Source organism: Variovorax sp. 10N412, from assembly GCF_056394985.1.
Map to the genome: position 1 here is coordinate 113,820 of NZ_JBFTIO010000013.1, position 17,667 is coordinate 131,486.

At 68.1% G+C, this 17,667-nt stretch carries 15 protein-coding genes; 7 read left to right on the forward strand and 8 right to left on the reverse strand.

Going from position 1 to position 17,667, the window contains the following annotated elements; all coding sequences use genetic code 11:
- The first annotated feature begins 31 nt into the window (after positions 1 to 31).
- Positions 32 to 748 (forward strand): MgtC/SapB family protein, encoded by a 717-nt coding sequence (locus AC1DJH_RS24715; protein WP_435439495.1) that lies wholly within the window; start codon positions 32 to 34, stop codon positions 746 to 748.
- 27 nt (positions 749 to 775) lie between these two features.
- On the opposite strand, the gene AC1DJH_RS24720 is transcribed toward AC1DJH_RS24715, so the two are convergent.
- From AC1DJH_RS24720 to xdhC, 4 genes are all read right to left on the reverse strand, one after another.
- On the reverse strand, positions 776 to 2,218 hold the full coding sequence (locus tag AC1DJH_RS24720; protein WP_478187499.1) for an NAD-dependent succinate-semialdehyde dehydrogenase: 1,443 nt from the start codon (positions 2,216 to 2,218) through the stop codon (positions 776 to 778).
- A gap of 176 nt (positions 2,219 to 2,394) precedes the next feature.
- On the reverse strand, positions 2,395 to 3,744 hold the full coding sequence (locus AC1DJH_RS24725; protein ID WP_478187500.1) for a glycerate kinase type-2 family protein: 1,350 nt from the start codon (positions 3,742 to 3,744) through the stop codon (positions 2,395 to 2,397).
- Between the two features lie 71 nt (positions 3,745 to 3,815).
- A complete protein-coding gene (locus AC1DJH_RS24730) occupies positions 3,816 to 5,021 on the reverse strand; it encodes a urate hydroxylase PuuD (protein ID WP_472122916.1) in 1,206 nt (401 codons plus the stop codon).
- A 214-nt stretch (positions 5,022 to 5,235) separates the two neighbouring features.
- Complete coding sequence (xdhC, locus tag AC1DJH_RS24735; protein WP_478187501.1) at positions 5,236 to 6,045, reverse strand: xanthine dehydrogenase accessory protein XdhC; 810 nt, start codon at positions 6,043 to 6,045, stop codon at positions 5,236 to 5,238.
- 53 nt (positions 6,046 to 6,098) lie between these two features.
- Here xdhC and AC1DJH_RS24740 point away from each other — a divergent pair, with 53 nt between their 5' ends.
- Complete coding sequence (locus tag AC1DJH_RS24740) at positions 6,099 to 6,608, forward strand: hypothetical protein (RefSeq protein WP_472122922.1); 510 nt, start codon at positions 6,099 to 6,101, stop codon at positions 6,606 to 6,608.
- A gap of 2 nt (positions 6,609 to 6,610) precedes the next feature.
- Here the strand turns inward: AC1DJH_RS24740 and uraH are convergent, their stop codons facing one another.
- Positions 6,611 to 6,961 (reverse strand): hydroxyisourate hydrolase, encoded by a 351-nt coding sequence (uraH, locus tag AC1DJH_RS24745; protein ID WP_478187502.1) that lies wholly within the window; start codon positions 6,959 to 6,961, stop codon positions 6,611 to 6,613.
- Between the two features lie 92 nt (positions 6,962 to 7,053).
- On the opposite strand from uraH, the gene AC1DJH_RS24750 reads away from it, so the two are divergent.
- Genes AC1DJH_RS24750 through AC1DJH_RS24765 form a run of 4 tightly spaced genes read left to right on the forward strand, consistent with a single transcriptional unit; the run spans position 7,054 to position 11,741 of the window.
- On the forward strand, positions 7,054 to 7,728 hold the full coding sequence (locus tag AC1DJH_RS24750) for a GntR family transcriptional regulator (RefSeq protein ID WP_435439488.1): 675 nt from the start codon (positions 7,054 to 7,056) through the stop codon (positions 7,726 to 7,728).
- A gap of 14 nt (positions 7,729 to 7,742) precedes the next feature.
- Entirely contained in the window at positions 7,743 to 8,705 is a 963-nt protein-coding gene (puuE, locus tag AC1DJH_RS24755) for an allantoinase PuuE (RefSeq protein ID WP_435439487.1), read from the forward strand.
- Positions 8,702 to 10,489, forward strand: a complete 1,788-nt coding sequence (uraD, locus tag AC1DJH_RS24760; protein WP_478187503.1) for a 2-oxo-4-hydroxy-4-carboxy-5-ureidoimidazoline decarboxylase — start codon at positions 8,702 to 8,704, stop codon at positions 10,487 to 10,489. Before puuE ends, uraD begins: the two co-directional genes overlap by 4 nt.
- A gap of 25 nt (positions 10,490 to 10,514) precedes the next feature.
- Entirely contained in the window at positions 10,515 to 11,741 is a 1,227-nt protein-coding gene (locus AC1DJH_RS24765) for a M20 family metallopeptidase (protein WP_478187504.1), read from the forward strand.
- Between the two features lie 48 nt (positions 11,742 to 11,789).
- Here the strand turns inward: AC1DJH_RS24765 and AC1DJH_RS24770 are convergent, their stop codons facing one another.
- Positions 11,790 to 13,832: a putative bifunctional diguanylate cyclase/phosphodiesterase gene (locus AC1DJH_RS24770; protein WP_478187505.1), complete on the reverse strand. Its 2,043-nt coding sequence runs from the start codon at positions 13,830 to 13,832 to the stop codon at positions 11,790 to 11,792.
- Positions 13,833 to 14,019: 187 nt separating this feature from the next.
- Here AC1DJH_RS24770 and AC1DJH_RS24775 point away from each other — a divergent pair, with 187 nt between their 5' ends.
- Positions 14,020 to 15,732, forward strand: a complete 1,713-nt coding sequence (locus AC1DJH_RS24775; RefSeq protein WP_478187506.1) for a CehA/McbA family metallohydrolase domain-containing protein — start codon at positions 14,020 to 14,022, stop codon at positions 15,730 to 15,732.
- A 16-nt stretch (positions 15,733 to 15,748) separates the two neighbouring features.
- On the opposite strand, the gene AC1DJH_RS24780 is transcribed toward AC1DJH_RS24775, so the two are convergent.
- Together AC1DJH_RS24780 and AC1DJH_RS24785 are read right to left on the reverse strand one after the other, a co-directional pair.
- Positions 15,749 to 15,991, reverse strand: a complete 243-nt coding sequence (locus tag AC1DJH_RS24780; protein ID WP_478187507.1) for a hypothetical protein — start codon at positions 15,989 to 15,991, stop codon at positions 15,749 to 15,751.
- 51 nt (positions 15,992 to 16,042) lie between these two features.
- Positions 16,043 to 17,611 carry a methyl-accepting chemotaxis protein gene (locus tag AC1DJH_RS24785; protein WP_478187508.1) on the reverse strand — a complete coding sequence of 523 codons (1,569 nt, stop codon included), beginning with the start codon at positions 17,609 to 17,611 and terminating at the stop codon, positions 16,043 to 16,045.
- Positions 17,612 to 17,667 lie beyond the last annotated feature (56 nt).

The window sequence follows — 17,667 nt, forward strand, 5'->3', positions numbered from 1 at the left end:
GAAGACACAAGAACAAGCAAGGAAGCCATCGATGCAAGCCATCCAGAACATCAACCTGCTCTCGCTGCTGGACACCTTCGTGAGCGTGTCTGCCGCCTTCATCCTCGGCTCGCTGATCGGCCTGGAGCGCCAGGTCCGCCAGCGCACCGCGGGCCTGCGCACCAACACCCTGGTGGCCGTGGGCGCCGCGGTGTTCGTCGACATGGCCAACCGGCTCGACGGCAGCGGCGGCGCGGTGCGCGTGGTGGCCTACGTGGTGTCGGGCATCGGCTTCCTGGGCGCGGGCGCGATCATGAAGGAAGGCGCCAACGTCACGGGGCTGAACACGGCGGCCACGCTGTGGGGGTCGGCGGCGGTGGGCGCCTGCGCGGGCGCGGACCTGCTCGGCGAAGCATTGATTGCGGCGCTGTTCGTGCTGGCCAGCAACACGCTGCTGCGGCCCGTGGTGAACCGCATCAACCGCCAGCCGATCAGCGAGGAAGCGAGCGAAGCCACGTACGTGGTGCGCGTGATCTGTTCACGCGCGGCCCGGCCCGAGGTGATGGACCAGTTGCTGCTGTTGCTGGAGGCCGCGAACTACCCGGTGCGCGATGTCGACCAGCACCCGTTCGGGCCGGCCGACACCGAGATCGGTGCGACGCTCTATGCGACAGCGGTCGAGCCCGCGGAGCTCGACCGTGTCATTGAAGATCTCGAAAGCCTCGACGGCGTGCAGCAGGCGTTCTGGAATGCCACCGCCGAGGAGTGAGTGAACCCGAACCCAGCGTGAGCCGGTTCAGACACCCATGATCGACACGGCCTTGGTGTTCAGGTACGCCTCGAGCGCTTCCGGGCCGCCTTCCGAGCCGTAGCCCGAATCCTTCACGCCGCCGAAAGGCATTTCCGGCGAAGGCGTGGCGGGCTGGTTGATCCACAGCATGCCCAGCTCGAGCTTCTGGCTCAGCAGGTGCGCGTTCTTGATCGACTTGGTGAAGGCGTAGCCGGCCAGGCCGAACGGCAGGCGGTTGGCTTCGGCAATCGCTTCTTCGAGGGTGTCGAAACCGCGAATGGCGGCGATGGGGCCGAAGGGTTCGTTGTTGAAAACGTCGGCGTCCAGCGGCACGTCGGTCAGCACGGTGGGGGCGAAGAAGTTGCCGGTATCGCCAATGCGTTCGCCGCCGGCCACCACGGTGGCGCCCTTCTTGCGCGCGTCGTCCAGCACATGGGCCATGGCCGTCAGGCGGCGGGCGTTGGCCAGCGGGCCGATGGTCGTGCCTTCGGCCAGGCCGTCGCCGAGCTTCAGGCCTTCGGTGTACTTCACCAGCGTGCGAGCGAATTCCTCGCGCAGGCTGTTGTGTACCAGGAAGCGGGTCGGCGAGATGCAGACCTGGCCCGCGTTGCGGAACTTGGCGGCGCCGGCGGCCTTGACGGCCAGCGCCACGTCGGCGTCCTCGGCCACGATCACCGGTGCGTGGCCGCCCAGTTCCATCGTCACGCGCTTCATGTGGGAGCCGGCCAGTGCGGCCAGTTGCTTGCCGACCGGGGTCGAGCCGGTGAAGGTGACCTTGCGGATGATCGGGTGGGCGATCAGGTAGTTCGAGATTTCAGCCGGGTTGCCGAACACCAGGCCCACGGTGCCGGGCGGGATGCCGGCGTCGACGAAGGCCTGCAGCAGCGCGGCGGGCGAAGCCGGGGTTTCCTCGGGCGCCTTCACAAGGAACGAGCAGCCGGTGGCCAGTGCGGCGCCGAGCTTGCGCACGATCTGGTTGATCGGGAAGTTCCACGGCGTGAACGCGGCGACGGGGCCCAGCGGCTCCTTCAGCACGAGTTGCTGCGCGGCCAGGTTGCGCGAGGGCACGATGCGGCCGTAGACGCGGCGGCCTTCGTCGGCGAACCATTCGATGATGTCGGCGGCAGCCAGGGTTTCGCCCTTGGCTTCGGCCAGCGGCTTGCCTTGCTCTTGCGTCAGCAGCTTGGCAATGTCGCCGGCGCGTTCGCGGATCAGGCCAGCGGCGCGGCGCATGACGGCGGCGCGCTCGTTGGCGGGGGTGTTGCGCCACTTGTCGAAGCCGCGCTGTGCGGCGGCCAGGGCACGGTCGAGGTCGGCGATGCTGGCATGCGCCACCTTGCCGATGACCTTGCCGGTGGCGGGGTTCACGACGTCCAGCGTCTTGCCCCCGGTGGAGTCGACCCACTCGTTGTCGATCAGCAGGCGGGTGTCGGAGTAGGAGGCGGTCATGCGAATTTTTCCTTCGAGGACTGGGGGATGAAAAAAGGGGAATCTGGGTCTGCGGTGCGGCACCCGGCAGGGCGCGCTGGCGACAACGGCGGCAAAGACGGCCCCGGGGCCGCCGGGTGCATAGATTAACCCGAGTTCACGACGCCCGCCCGGCAGGGGCCAAGCCCCCCTGTCGCCTACAGGATCAGCAACGCGCGGAAGTCGTTGACGTTGGTGTGCGTCGGCCCGGTCACGAAAAGGTCGCCCACGGCGTCGAAATAGCCGTACGCGTCATTGCGGTCGAGGTGGTCCGACAGCTTGCGGCCCGCCGCGGTGGCGCGTACCAGCGTGTCGGGCGTGACGAAGGCGCCGGCGTTGTCTTCCACGCCGTCGATGCCGTCGGTGTCTGCCGCCAATGCCCACACCTGCGGCTCGCCCATGAGGGCCCCCGCCAGCCCCATGCAGAACTCGCCGGCCCGCCCACCCCGGCCCTTGGCCTGGCCGGGCTCGCGCGGACGAATGGTGACCGTGGTCTCGCCGCCCGAAAGAATCACGCAGGGGCGCGCGAAGGGCGCGCCGCGGTGCGCCACGGCGCGCGCCAGCGCGGCATGCACCTTGCCGACTTCGCGCGACTCGCCTTCGATCTCGTCGCTGAGGATGTGCGCCTCGACACCGGCTTCGCGCGCGGCCTTTGCGGCCGCTTCCAGCGACTGCCGGGGCGTGGCGATCATGTGCGTTTGATGGCCTTCGAACACCGCGTCGCCCGGCTTGGGCGTTTCGAGTTCGCCGCTTGCCAGTCGGGCGCGCACCGGCGCGGGCACCTCGATGGCGTAGCGGTCGAGAATGGCGAGCGCATCGGCGCAGGTGGTGGCGTCGGGCACCGTCGGGCCGCTGGCGATGACAGCGGCGTCGTCGCCCGGCACGTCGCTGATGGTCAGCGTCACCACGCGCGCCGGCGCGCAGGCCGCGGCCAGCCGGCCGCCCTTGATGCGCGACAGGTGCTTGCGCACGCAGTTCATCTCGCCGATGCCGGCGCCGCTGTCGAGCAGCTGCTTGTTGATGCGCTGCTTGTCGGCCAGCGTCAGGCCTTCGGCCGGCAGCACCAGCAGCGACGAGCCGCCGCCCGAAATCAGGCACAGCACGAGGTCGTCGGCCGTCAGGCCCTGCGTGAGCGCCAGCATGCGTTCGGCGGCCTGCTGCCCCGCCGCGTCTGGCACCGGGTGCGCGGCCTCGACGATCTCGATGCGCTGCGGCACCCCTTCTGGGCGCGGCGGAATGTGTTCGTAGCGCGTGACGACGAGCCCCGACAGCGGCGCATCGGCCGGCCACAGCGCTTCGAGCGCCTGCACCATCGAACCGCCCGCCTTGCCCGCGCCCAGCACCAGCGTGCGGCCTTTGCGCGGGTCCGGCGGCGGCGGCAGGTGGGCGCCCAGGGTGGACAGCGGCAGCGCGCGGTCCACCGCCACGCGGTAGAGATGTTCGAGAAAAGCGCGCGGGGCTTCGCGCGGATCGGGGGCGGTGCCGAAGGATGGTGTCGGTGCGGTCATCTGCTTTGTCTCCAGTCCGACGATTGTGCTGCGGACCGTGACCCGCCCCCGCCGGTCTGCTTGTGTCGTGTCTAGTTGGTCTTTGCGCCGGCCTGGAACCAGCGGCTGATGAGCGCGCGCTCTTCGTCGGTGATGCCCGTGGCGTTGTTCATCGGCATGATCTTGGTGACCACCACCTGCTGGTAGATCGCCTGCGCATGCGCGGCCACCTGCTCGGGCGAATCGACGCGCACGTTCTTCATCTGCACGGCCGGGCCGTGGCACATGAAGCAGCGCTGCTCGAGCACCTTCTGCACCTGCGAGAACGGCACCGCGGGTGCCGCGGCAGATGCCACCGGCGCCGCCACGGGCTCGGGCTTCATCCACACGATGGTCAGGCCCAGCACCACGATGCCGACCAGCGCATAAGGCAGCGGGTTGCCGGCATTGCCCAGCTTGAAGCGGTGGCGCACCACGAAGAACTGGCGAATGGCCGCACCGCCGAGCATGATCAGCAGCAGCACGATCCAGTTGTACTTGTGCGTGTAGGTGAAGCTGTAATGGTTGCTCAGCATCGCGAACAGCACCGGCAGCGTGAAGTAGGTGTTGTGCACGCTGCGTTGCTTGCCGCGCTGGCCGTGCACCGGGTCGACCGGGCGGCCTTCGCGCAGCGCCTGTACGTTCTTGCGCTGGCCGGGAATGATCCAGAAGAACACGTTGCCGCTCATGGTGGTGGCCATCATGGCGCCCACCAGCAGGAAGGCCGCGCGGCCCGCGAACCACTGGCAGGCCAGCCAGGTCGCGAAGACGATGAACAGGGCGATCAGCACGCCGACGATGGTGTCGCCGTTCTTGCGGCGCCCGAACACCTGGCAGATGCCGTCGTACACCATCCAGAACACCACGAAGAAGGCCAGCGCCACGGCAATGGCGGCGCCGGGTTGCCAGTCCATCTTGGACTTGTCGATCAGGTAGGTGCTCGCGTTCCACAGGTACGACATGGTGAACAGCGAGAACCCGGTGATCCAGGTGCTGTAGCTTTCCCAGTACGACCAGTGCAGGTGGTCCGGCAGCTTCTTGGGCGCCAGCGCGTACTTCTGCATGTTGTAGAAGCCGCCGCCGTGCACGGCCCATTGCTCGCCGCCCACGCCCTTGTCGAGCGATTCGGGGTCCTGCGGCTTCTCGAGGCTGTTGTCCAGCATCACGAAGTAGAAGGAGGCGCCGATCCATGCGATGGCGGTGATGACGTGGACCCAGCGCAGCAGCAGGTTCGCCCAGTCGAGGTAGTAGCTTTCCATGTGCTCTCTCTCAACCCAGCCGGCGCGTGGGGGCGCCGGGAAGGGGTTTCAGCCTGCTCACCACCGCGGGCACTGTAAGCAGAGAAAGTGCCGCGAACGCAGGCTCCATGAAATGGGCCTCGCTCCGCTGCGGCTTGTTGTGGACCGAAAGTGTATACAGTTTTGGCAAGGGACGGAGTGGTTTTTTTGAGCGTATCCGCCGGGGAAACCCTGTTCAACCGAGCGATTGCAACAACTGTGCCGCCACCGCCACGGCGATCACCTCGGGCTCCTTGCCGGTGATCCCGGGCACGCCGATCGGGCAGGTGACGCGGGCGAGCTCTTCGGCCGTGAACCCACGCGCCTCGAGCCGGTGGCTGAAGGTGGCCCACTTCGTCTTGCTGCCGATCAGGCCGATGTACGGCAGGTCGTTGCGCTCGCGCAGGCGCTTCAGGCAGGCGATGACGATGTCGAGGTCTTCGGCATGGCTGAAGCTCATGATCAGCACGCGGCTGCCCGGTGCCAGCGCGGCGACGGCGTCCTGCACGGGCTCCGAATGCTCGGTGTCGATCTGCGCGGGGAGTTCGTCGGGGAACACGCCGTCGCGGCTGTCGATCCAGCGCACCGCGAACGGCAGCGCGGCCAGCAGGCGCGCCAGCGCGGCACCCACGTGGCCGCCGCCGAACAGCGCCACGGGCCGGAGCTGCGCGACCAGCTCGCGCTGCAGCGCCGGCGCATCGGATGCGGTGATGCGCTGGTAAGAAAGGAACATCACGCCGCCGCAGCACTGCCCCAGACTCGGGCCGAGGGGGTAGCGCTGGATGCCGTCGAACGGTGCGCGCGTGCCGGCCAGCAGGTCGCGCGCTTCCTTCGTGGCCTGGAACTCGAGCTGCCCGCCACCGATGGTGGCCGTGAGGCCGTCGGCCCACACCGCCATCCAGGTCCCGGCCTCGCGCGGCGCCGAGCCCTGGGTTGACTCGACGCGCACCAGCACCGCGTCTTCATGGCGAAGACGCGCGAGCAACTGGTCGACTGCGCCACTCATGAGCGATACCTTCGGTTGCCCGGGCCATGAAGACTCACGGTATAAACCCGGCGATGAATCGCCAGCTTACCCCCCGCCGCCTTGCACTTGCTGCTTCCGTTCTTTCCGCGTTGTGGCTCGCCGGCTGCGGCAGCACCGGCCCGGGGGCCGTTCCCGGCCAGCTGAGCAGTGCGTCCGCGCCGGGCGCAGCCGCCTCCGGCCGCGTGCCGCGCGCTTCGAGCGCCGCCACCGCGCGCGAGTACCGCCGCGATGCGGCACGCCACATCTACGACATCAACCGCTCGCGCATCTACGGCGGCCAGCTGCCGCCCATTCTTTATGCGGTCGGCACATTGCAGGTGAACCTGGACGCGGGCGGCAAGGTGGTGTCGATGCACTGGCTGCGCGCGCCGCAGCATGCGCCCGAGGTCATTGCCGAAATCGAGCGCGCCGTGCTGCAGGCCGCGCCCTTCCCCGCCGCCACCCGCCTCGGCGCGGTCACGTGGACCGACACCTGGCTGTGGGACAAGAGCGGACGCTTCCAGCTCGACACCCTGACCGAAGGGCAGCAGCAAGGCGACTGACCTCAGGAGCCCCGGTAGGTGGAGTAGCTCCACGGGCTGACCAGCAAGGGCACATGGTAGTGCTGGTCGGTGTGCGCCACGCCGAAGTCCAGCGACACCTTGTTCAGGAAGTTCGGCTCCGGCAGCGTCACGTTGCGGGCCTTGAAGTAGCTCGCCACGTCGAACACCAGGCGGTAGGTGCCGGCCTTCAGCGAGTGGTTGTCATACAGCGGCCCGTCGCTGCGGCCGTCCGCATTCAGCGTGAAGCGCTTCACCAGCGTCGCGGCGTCGCCGTCGGTGGTGTACAGCGCCACCTCCATGCCCGCGGCGGGGCCGCCGTGCATCGTGTCCAGTACGTGGGTGCTCAGGCCCATGAGGCGCTCCTTGAAAGTACGAAAGTCTGTTCGGTGGATGCGGGATATTCCGGTGGACAAAAGTGTATACAGTTCCCGCCTTTGGGTCTATCATGAAAAACATGGAGTCCTCCACCACACGTTCGATCGTCGACGCGCTGACCAAGGCCATCGTCGAGCACCGGCTTCAGCCCGGCACCAAGCTGGCCGAGCAGAAGCTGGCCGACCACTTCGGTGTGTCGCGCACGCTGGTGCGCCAAGCCCTGTTCCAGCTGTCGCAGAACAAGCTCATTCGCCTGGAGCCCGCGCGCGGCGCCTTCGTGGCGGCGCCCGCGGTCGACGAGGCCAAGCAGGTGTTCAAGGTGCGCCGCATGCTCGAGGCCGAGATGACACGCGAGTTCGTGCGCACCGTCACGCCGGCCAAGATCAAGGCGCTGAAGGAACACGTGGCGCTCGAAAAATCCGCCGTGTCGGGCGAGGACATCTCGGGCCGCACCGAGCTGCTCGGCGACTTTCACGTGCGCATGGCCGAGCTCATGGGCAACACGGTGCTGGCGCAGATCTTGGGCGAGCTCATTTCGCGCTGCGCCCTCATCACGCTGATGTACCAGAGCACCAGCGCGGCCGAGCACTCCAACGACGAGCACGCCGACATCGTGAAGGCGCTGGCCGCCCGCGACGAAGAGCGCGCGGTGCGCCTCATGACCGAACACCTGGAACACGTCGAGGCCAACCTCACGTTCGACCGCAAGGTTCCCACCAACGACATCTCGCTCGCGCTGGCCTGACCCGCAACGACCCCATGACTGCCTACGACACCACCCTGCCCTACCCCCGCGACCTCGTCGGCTACGGCCGCAACCCGCCCCATGCGCAGTGGCCGGGCGGCGCGCGCATTGCGGTGCAGTTCGTGCTGAACTACGAGGAAGGCGGCGAAAACGCCACGCTGCATGGCGACGCGGGCTCCGAGCAGTTTCTCTCCGAGATGTTCAACCCGGCCAGCTACCCCGACCGGCACATCAGCATGGAAGGCATCTACGAGTACGGCTCGCGCGCCGGCGTGTGGCGCATCCTGCGCGAGTTCGAAAAGCGCGGCCTGCCGCTCACCGTGTTCGGCGTGGGCATGGCGCTGCAGCGCTACCCCGAGCTGACCGCCGCGTTCAAGGAGCTGGGCCACGAGATCGCCTGCCACGGCTGGCGCTGGATCCACTACCAGAACCTGGACGAAGCCACCGAGCGCGAGCACATGCGCCTGGGCATGGAAGCCATCGAGCAGCTCACGGGCGAGCGCGCCCTGGGCTGGTATACCGGGCGCGACAGCCCGCGCACGCGCCGCCTCGTGGCCGACTACGGCGGCTTCGAATACGACAGCGACTACTACGGCGACGACCTGCCCTTCTGGATGAAGGTGCGCAAGACCGACGGCACGGTGGTGCCGCAGCTCATCGTGCCCTACACGCTCGACGTGAACGACATGCGCTTCGCGCTGCCGCAGGGCTACTCGCACGCCGACCCGTTCTTCCAGTACATGAAGGACACCTTCGACGCGCTCTACGCCGAAGGCGATGCGAACGGTGACGACAGCCCGAAGATGATGAGCATCGGCATGCACTGCCGCCTGCTCGGACGGCCCGGGCGCATCACCGCGCTGCAGCGCTTTCTCGATCACATCGCGCAGCACGACCGTGTGTGGGTCTGCCGGCGCCTGGACATCGCGCGCCACTGGAAGCAGGCGCACCCCTTCGAAGCCGGAGCCGCATCATGAGCCTGACCCCTCTCACCATTGCCCAACTCAACGCCGCCGTGCCCGCCGCGGCCGTCGCGCTGCTCGACGGCATCTACGAGCATTCGCCGTGGATCGCCCAGCGCGCGCTGGCCGCGCGGCCCTTCCGCTCGCTCGTGCACCTCAAGCATGCGATGGTGCGGGCATTGGCGGCGGCGTCCAACGAAGAGCAGATCGGCCTGATCCGCGCCCACCCCGAGCTCGCCGGCAAGGCCATGGTCAGCAAGACGCTCACGGCCGAGTCGACCAACGAACAAAGCAAGGCCGGCCTGACCGACTGCACGCCCGAGGAGTTCGCGCAGATCCAGCAGCTCAACGCCGACTACAACGCGAAGTTCGGTTTTCCGTTCATCCTGGCGGTGCGCGGCCCGCGCGGCACGGGCCTGGCCAAGCGCGAGATCATCGACACCTTCGCGCGGCGGCTGCATCACCACCCGGCCTTCGAGCTGGGCGAGGCGCTGCGCAACATCCATCGCATTGCCGAGATTCGCCTGGACGACAAGTTCGGCGCCGACCTCACGCTGGGCAACGACGTGTGGGACTGGCAGGAACAGCTCTCGGTGCACACCGACCCGGGCTATGCCGAGAAGGGCCAGCTCACCGTCACGTACCTGACGGACGCGCACCGCGCCTGCGCCGCGCAGATCAGCGCGCTGATGCGCGAGTGCGGCTTCGACTCGGTGCACATCGACGCGGTCGGCAACGTGGTCGGCCGCTACGAGGCCACGCAACCGGGCGCGCGCACGCTGCTCACCGGCTCGCACTACGACACCGTGCGCAACGGCGGCAAGTACGACGGGCGCCTGGGCATCTTCGTGCCGATGGCCTGCGTGCGCGAACTAGCGCGCCAGGGCCGGCGCCTGCCCTTCGCCTTCGAGGTGGTGGGCTTCGCAGAAGAAGAAGGCCAGCGCTACAAGGCCACCTTCCTGGGCTCGGGCGCGCTCATCGGCCACTTCGACGCACGCTGGCTCGAGCAGAAGGACGCCGACGGCGTCACCATGCGCGAGGCCATGCAGCATGCGGGCCTGAAGGAAGAAGACATTCCGAAGATCCAGCGCGACCCGTCGCGCTACCTCGGCTTCGTCGAGGTGCACATCGAGCAGGGCCCGGTGCTCACCGAGCTCGACCTGCCGCTGGGCATCGTCACCTCCATCAACGGCAGCGTGCGCTACGTGGGCGAGGTCATCGGCATGGCCAGCCACGCCGGCACCACGCCCATGGACCGCCGCCGCGACGCGGCCGCCGCCGTGGCCGAACTCATTCTGTACACCGAGCAGCGCGCAGCCAAGGACGGCGACTCGGTCGGCACCGTCGGCATGCTCGAAGTGCCCAGCGGCTCCATCAACGTGGTGCCGGGCCGCTGCAAGTTCAGCCTGGACCTGCGCGCGCCCAACAACGCGCAGCGCGACGCGCTGGCCACCGACGTGGTCAACGCGCTGAAGGACATCTGCGAGCGCCGCGGCGTGCGCCACGAGCTCGAGGAGACCATGCGCGCCGCCGCTGCGCCGAGCGCGCCCGCCTGGCAGCAGCGCTGGGAAAAGGCCGTCGACGCGCTGGGCATTCCGCTGTTCCGCATGCCCAGCGGCGCCGGCCACGACGCCATGAAGCTGCACGAAGTGATGCCCCAGGCCATGCTGTTCGTGCGCGGCATCAACTCGGGCATCAGCCACAACCCGCTCGAATCGAGCACCAACGACGACATCCAATTGGCGGTGCAGGCCTTCCAGCTCCTGCTCGACAACCTCGCCGCCGAACACGCCCACTGAACGATTGACCGACAGAAGAACAACCATGACCGACTACACCAAGCTCGACGCCTGGATCGACGCCCACTTCGACGAGGAAGTGCAATTTCTGCAGCAGCTGGTGCGCGTGCCCACCGACACCCCGCCCGGCAACAACGCTCCGCATGCCGAGCGCACCGCCGAGCTGCTGAAAGACTTCGGCCTCGACGCCGAGAAGCACGCCGTGCCCGCGCAGGACGTGAAGGACTACGGCCTGGAGTCGATCACCAACCTGATCGTGCGCCGCAAGTACGGCAGCGGCGGCATCACCGTGGCGCTCAACGCCCACGGCGACGTGGTACCCCCGGGCGAAGGCTGGACGCACGACCCCTACGGCGGCGAAATCGCCGACGGCAGCCTGTACGGCCGCGCCACCGCGGTGAGCAAGAGCGACTTCGCGAGCTTCACCTTCGCGTTGCGCGCCCTCGAGGCCGTGGCCAAGCCGACCAAGGGCAGTGTCGAGCTGCACTTCACGTACGACGAAGAGTTCGGCGGCATCCTGGGCCCGGGCTGGCTGCTGAAGAACGGGCTGACCAGGCCCGACCTGATGATCGCGGCCGGCTTCAGCTACGAAGTGGTCACCGCGCACAACGGCTGCCTGCAGATGGAGGTGACGGTGCACGGCAAGATGGCGCACGCCGCCATTCCCACCACCGGCATCGACGCGCTGCAGGGCGCGGTGAAGATCCTGAATGCGCTCTACGCGCAGAACACGCTCTACCAGCAGGTGACGTCGAAGGTCGAGGGCATCACGCACCCGTACCTGAACGTGGGCCGCATCGAAGGTGGCACCAACACCAACGTGGTTCCGGGCAAGGTGGTGTTCAAGCTGGACCGCCGCATGATCCCGGAAGAAAACCCGGTCGAGGTCGAAGCGAACATCCGCCAGGTGATTGCCGATGCCGCGGCCGAAAGCGCGGGCATCACGGTGGACATCAAGCGCCTGCTGCTGGCCAACTCGATGAAGCCGCTGGCCGGCAACAAGCCGCTGGTCGACGCCATTCAAAAGCACGGCCAGGACGTGTTCGGCGAGCCCATCAAGGCCATGGGCACGCCGCTGTACACCGACGTGCGCCTGTACGGCGAAGCCGGCATTCCGGGCGTGATCTACGGTGCCGGGCCGCGCACCGTGCTCGAGTCGCACGCCAAGCGCAGCGACGAGCGCGTGGTGCTCGAAGACCTGCGACGCGCGACCCAGGTGATTGCGCGCACGCTGAGCGACCTGCTGGCCTGATCGCCGCGCCTGGCCTGGGCCTGACCTGCGTGCAGGTCGGCGCCAGGCTCAGGCCGCGTCTGCGCTGGCGCCGGCGGACACCAGCGGCGCCCGCGCGGCGTCCCACGCCATCACATCGACCAGCGGGGCCGGGCGCGCCAGGTGGTAGCCCTGCACCAGCTTGCAGCCCAGGGCGCGCAGGGCATCGAGCTCGTCCTGCGTTTCCACACCCTCGGCCACGACCTGGATGTTCAGCGACCGGCCGAGCTGCACGATGGCATCGACCAGCACCACGTTGCCCGGCGACGACGACAGCCCCAGGATGAAGCTGCGGTCGATCTTGACCTGGCGCACGTACTCGCTGCGCAGCGACGCCAGCGACGAATAGCCCACGCCGAAGTCGTCCACCACGATGGCCACGCCCGCGGCCGACAGCGCGCTGAGCCGGCTGCGCGTGGCGTGCGTGTCGAGCGCCACTTCCTCGGTGATCTCGATCTGCAGCCGGCGCGGCGCGATGCCGCGCGACTTCAGCAGGCCCAGCACGATGTCGTCCACCGCCAGCTGCGCCATTTCGCGCGGCGACACGTTGATGGCAATCGGCACGCCGGCCAGGCTGGAGGCCCCGGCCTCCAGCTGGCGCATGCCGCGGCACACCTCGTCCACCAGGTGGCGCAGCAGCGGCTCGGCCAGGCCGGTGTTGGCGGCCGCGAAGATGACTTCCTCGGGCGCGATCTGGCCATGGCGCGGGTGATGCCAGCGCATCAGCGCTTCCAGGCTGTGCACTTCGCGGACGTCGCTGCTCATGATCGGCTGGTACCACACGCCGATGGCGCGCGCCTCGATGGCGTGCAGCAGGTCGCGCTCGACGTCCCGCCGCGTGGCCAGCCGCTGGTTGAGCGCCGTGTCGAACACCTGGAAGCGGTTGCGCCCGGTGCGCTTGGCTTCGTACAGCGCCTCGTCGGCAAAACTGATCATGTCGGCGATGTCGGCATCGTCCGTCACCGCAATGCCGATGCTCACGCCCAGGTGGCCGCCGTAGTGCGCCGTGGCGAAAGAAATCGAGCGAATGAGCGCCTGGGCGATGGCCGTGGGCGTCTCCCGCTCCCCCTTCAGCGTGTAGAGCACCGCGAACTCGTCACCGCCCCAACGCCCGAGGATGGCCTCCATGTCGGCGGTTTCGCGCCGCAGCCAGCCGGCCACGTCCTGCAGCACGCGGTCGCCGGCCTTGTGGCCGAAGGCATCGTTCACCGCCTTGAAGCCGTCCAGGTCGAGCAGCAGCAGGCCGTGCTGGCGGCCGTCCGGCGCGGCGATGTGCAGCGTGGCGGCCTCGGTGAAACCTTCGCGGTTGAGCAGCCCGGTGAGCGTGTCATGCGAGGCGCGGAAGGCCAACTGCTGCGTGGCGTCGAGCGACAGCGCATGCACCTGGCGCAATTGCGCGGCCAGGACGGTCGCTTCGTTCCTCAGGCGGCTGCCTTCGCGGAACGCCTTCTCGCTCTGCAGCGCGCCGCGCGCCAGCGCAGCGAGGTACAGCATCACCATGGCGGCCAGGGCCAGGTTGTCGAAGCCGCCCGCATAGGCCAGGCAACCCACCACCGACAACAGCGCGGGCGTGATGAAGCTGATGGGCACGAGCGCGTAGGCGCTGCCGTAGGTGACCGCGCCCGCGCTGATGCCGCACACCACGGTCAGATAGAACACGGCCTGCGGCGACGAGTAGCCGCTGCACAGCAACGGAATGAGCGCCCAGACGAGGCCCGACACCGCGGCCATGACCGCCGCCAGCCGCAGGTGCCACTCGACCGGGCGGCCGGTTGCCGAGACCGCGACGCCGTTCTCGACCACCACGCCCGGCGAGGGCGCGAAAGCCCAGCGGCAGATGTAGCTGCGCACGCCGTTTGCCACGAGCGCCAGCAGCAGCCAGCTCAACCCCTCGAAGGCGCGGTTCGAATTGAGGGCCACCAGCGTCGCGGTGAAGCTGAGCACCACGTTGATCGGAATGGCCGACAGCACGCTGCGGCGCACCGCCACGAGTTGATCGGTGCGCACCATGCGGGACAGCACGCCGCCGTCGACGGAAGCAGGAAGAGAAGGAGTGGGCGCGCTGGAATTCATGGAGGAGCCACAGTTTATAGAGAGCGCACCGGCACACGGCTCGTTTCGGGCCTTTGGCGACCAAATATAGAAGGCCCCGGCAGCTGACTTTCGTTTCGCTTTCATCTGGGCGTCACGACGCAAATCCAGACTCGGCGGCTTCGCTGGACGCGTGCATTTCACGCACGTGTCATCGTTTTCAAACTCCATGTCTCATCTTTCAAGCGCTCTCTCCCTCCCTGCCGCCCTGCCGTTTCGCCGCACGCTCTTTTCCACCCTGGCCTTCGGCACGCTGCTGCTGGCCGGCTGCGGCGGTGGCAGCTCCAACGGCGCCGCCTTCATCCCCTTGACGCCAGCCACGCCCACCGCCGCGGCACCCGCCACGCCCGCACCGCCGGTCGACCCCACCCCTGCGACCCCACCCGGCCGCTGGACGGTGGGCGACCTGCACGTCCACACCATGCAGTCGGACGACACGCAGCAGATCTCCACGCTCGACCAGGTGCTGGCCAAGGCCTTCGACCAGTTCGGCCTCGACTGGATCGCGCTGTCCGACCACCTGCGAACCTCCAAGTACGACAACAACGGCGTGCTGCTGCCCGCGCCGATTCCGTTTTCGCAGGGCATGGCCACCTACCAGGTGCCGCGCATCAAGGCACTGCAGGCCGGGGGCAAGTACGCCGACAAGACGATCTTCACGTCCTTCGAGTGGGACATGCCCGCGCACGACCACGGCAACGTGGGCATCCTGACCGACGCGCCCATGTCGGCGGCCGCGCTGAAGGCGGCCAGCCAGTTCGAGTACCTGTTCACCAACCGCGACCCCGCCCTGTTCCCGGCCGGCGACGTCACCGCCTGGGGCCCGAAGGCCGGCACCACCTACACCACCCACGCCGAGACGCTCGCGGCCATCGCCTGGCTCAAGGCGAACTACCCCGAGAGCAGCTACCTGCAGATCAACCACCCCTCGCGCAACCCGGGCAAGTACACGGCCGCGCAGCTGCGCGAAATGAACGACCTGGCGCCGAACATCGTGTTCTCGCTCGAAGGCATGGTCGGCAACCAGATGGAGCCCGACCGCGGCGGCTACGTCAGCCCCTACATCCCCGCCAACCTGCCCTCGCGCACCTACGGCGGCGTCGACTACCTGGTGGCCAGGCTGGGCGGCACCTGGGACGCGCTGCTGTCCGAAGGCCGCCATATCTGGAACGTGGCCGACTCCGACTACCACTTCACCACATCCCTCGGCGTGAACAGCAGCGGCTACGCGCCCGGCGAGTACGCCAGGAACCACCTGTGGGGCGACATCAAGGAGCCGAAGTCGCTGCTCGCGGCCATGCGCTCGGGCAAGCTCTTCGCGGTGAACGGCGGCCTGATCGACGCGCTCGACTTCAAGGTGCAAAGCGCCAAGGGCGCGGGCGAGATGGGGTCGGACGTGGCGGCCAAGGCGGGCGAAGACTTGAAGATCACCATCCGCTTCAAGAGCCCCGAGCGCAACAACTTCGAGTACCAGCTCGGCAGCGGCGTGTATGCCAACGTGAAGCCGGTGGTCGACCACATCGACCTGATCGCCGGCGACGTCACCGGCCTGGAAGCGCCGGGCACGCCGGGCTACGCCCGCGACACCAATCCGTCGACCCGGGTGGTCAAGCGCTTCACGCGCAGCGACTGGAAGCTGGACGCCGACGGCTACTTCGCGCTCACCTACACGGTGAAGGCCGGCGGCAATCAGTACTTCCGCCTGCGGGGCACCAACCTGGGCACCGACGTGCCCAACGAAACCGCCGCCGGCGAACCGCTGCCCGACGCGCAGACCACCGGCACCGACAACGTGGCGCGCTTCAATGCCATCAATGCGCGCAACTACGCCGACCTGTGGTTCTATTCGAATCCGGTGTTCGTGAAGGTCGCGGCGCTGTAGATCTCGACGCACGCGCTCATTCGCCGGTTGGCGGCGACTTCGCCGGTGAAGCAACGGCCGATGCGAGCATCCCGTGCTTCAGTTTCCATATGCAGGCGGCCAGGCGCAGCAACTTCTCGACCTCGGCGTCGTGGAGGTCGCTCCGCGGGTCCGCCTCGCCGATCATGGCCGCGATGCAGTCGAGCGCGTCGGCCGGCGTGAAGCCCAGGCCCGCGCGCGCCATGTCGATCGTTGTCGCCAGTATTTCTGTCCGGTTCATCTTGCACATCTGGTTGAAAACAAAGGCCCGTCCCGCAGGGCAACCCGTCGACTAGACCATGGCTGGCCCCGCATCCGCAAGCCTGAACAGGCTCACCGACTGCACCAGGCTGGCGGCCTGCTCCTGCATCGACCGGGCGGCATTGGCCGCTTCTTCCACCAGCGCCGCGTTCTGCTGCGTCACCTGATCCATCTGGCCGATGGCGTGGCTGATCTGCTCGATGCCCGTGGTCTGCTCGTGGCTGGCGGCCGAGATCTCGCCCATGATGTCCGTCACGCGCCGCACACTGCCCACGATCTCCTGCATCGTCCGGCCGGCTTCGCCGACCAGCTCGCTGCCCTCGCCCACCTTCTGCACGGACTCGTCGATCAGGCCCTTGATCTCCTTGGCCGCCGCCGCCGAGCGCTGCGCCAGGTTGCGCACCTCGGCCGCCACCACCGCGAAGCCCCGGCCCTGGTCGCCCGCCCGCGCCGCCTCGACCGCCGCGTTCAGCGCCAGGATGTTCGTCTGGAACGCAATGCCGTCGATCACGCCGATGATGTTCGCCACCTTGCGCGACGACGCATGGATCGAGTCCATGGTCTGCACCACCTGGCCGACCACCGAGCCGCCCCTGACGGCCACCTCGGACGCCAGCACCGCCAGCTGATTGGCCTGGCGCGCGTTGTCGGCATTCTGTTTGACCGTGCCGGTGAGTTCTTCCATCGCCGCGGCCGTCTGTTCCAGCGAACTGGCCTGCTCTTCCGTGCGCGACGACAGGTCCTGGTTGCCCGCCGCGATCTGGCTGGACGCCATGGCGATCGTGTCCGTGCTGCTTCGCACACCGCCCACCACGTGGGACAAGCTCTCGTTCATGGTCTTGAGCGCGCGCATCAGCTGGCCGGTCTGGTCGTCGCTGCGCACGTCGATGCGCGAAGTCAGGTCGCCCGCGGCCACCGTCTGGGCGACCCGCACCGCTTCGCCAACCGGGCGCGTGATCGAGCGGGTCAACAGCACCGCGATCACACCCGCCAGCATCGAGGCCAATGCGCCGATGCCCAGCATCAGCACCGTGGCGCCACGGGCGATGTCGGCCGCCTCGGCGGTGAACTGCTCCATGCCTTGCACCTGGGTCCGGGAGAACGCCTCGATGGCCGACAGGTAGGCTGTTTGCGGCGCGAGCATCTCCTTGACCAGGTAGTCGCGTCCCTCGTCGATCCGGCCCGCCTGGATATGCGCGACCAGGCGCGCTTCATGCGTGCGGAAATTGCTGCGTGCCTCCAGCAGCGCACGCAGTGCTTCCTTGCCGGCTTCGGTGTGAATGACGAGCTTCAGGCGCTCGGTGGCCGCGGCGATCTGCGGCGCGGATTCCTCGATCTTGGCGAGTTCGCCTTTCACCGCCTCCGGATCCCGCGCGATCAGCGCCGTGCGCAAGGCCCGGGCCTGCCTGTTCACCTCGTTCTCGATGGTCTGGGCCAGCGCCACCTTGGCATAGCGGTCGTGCGCAATCACCTCGGTGTTGTGGTCCACGGCACGAATGCGGCTGATGCCGACCGCGACCATGGCCATCAGCAGCACGATGACGGCTGCGAACCCTGCCCCCATGCGGGTGCCGATCCTGAAATCCTTGAACTGCTTCATTGCGTTCTCCATGAAAAAGAAAGGCGGGCTGAAAAGCGGGGGTTCGAACGGCGTGG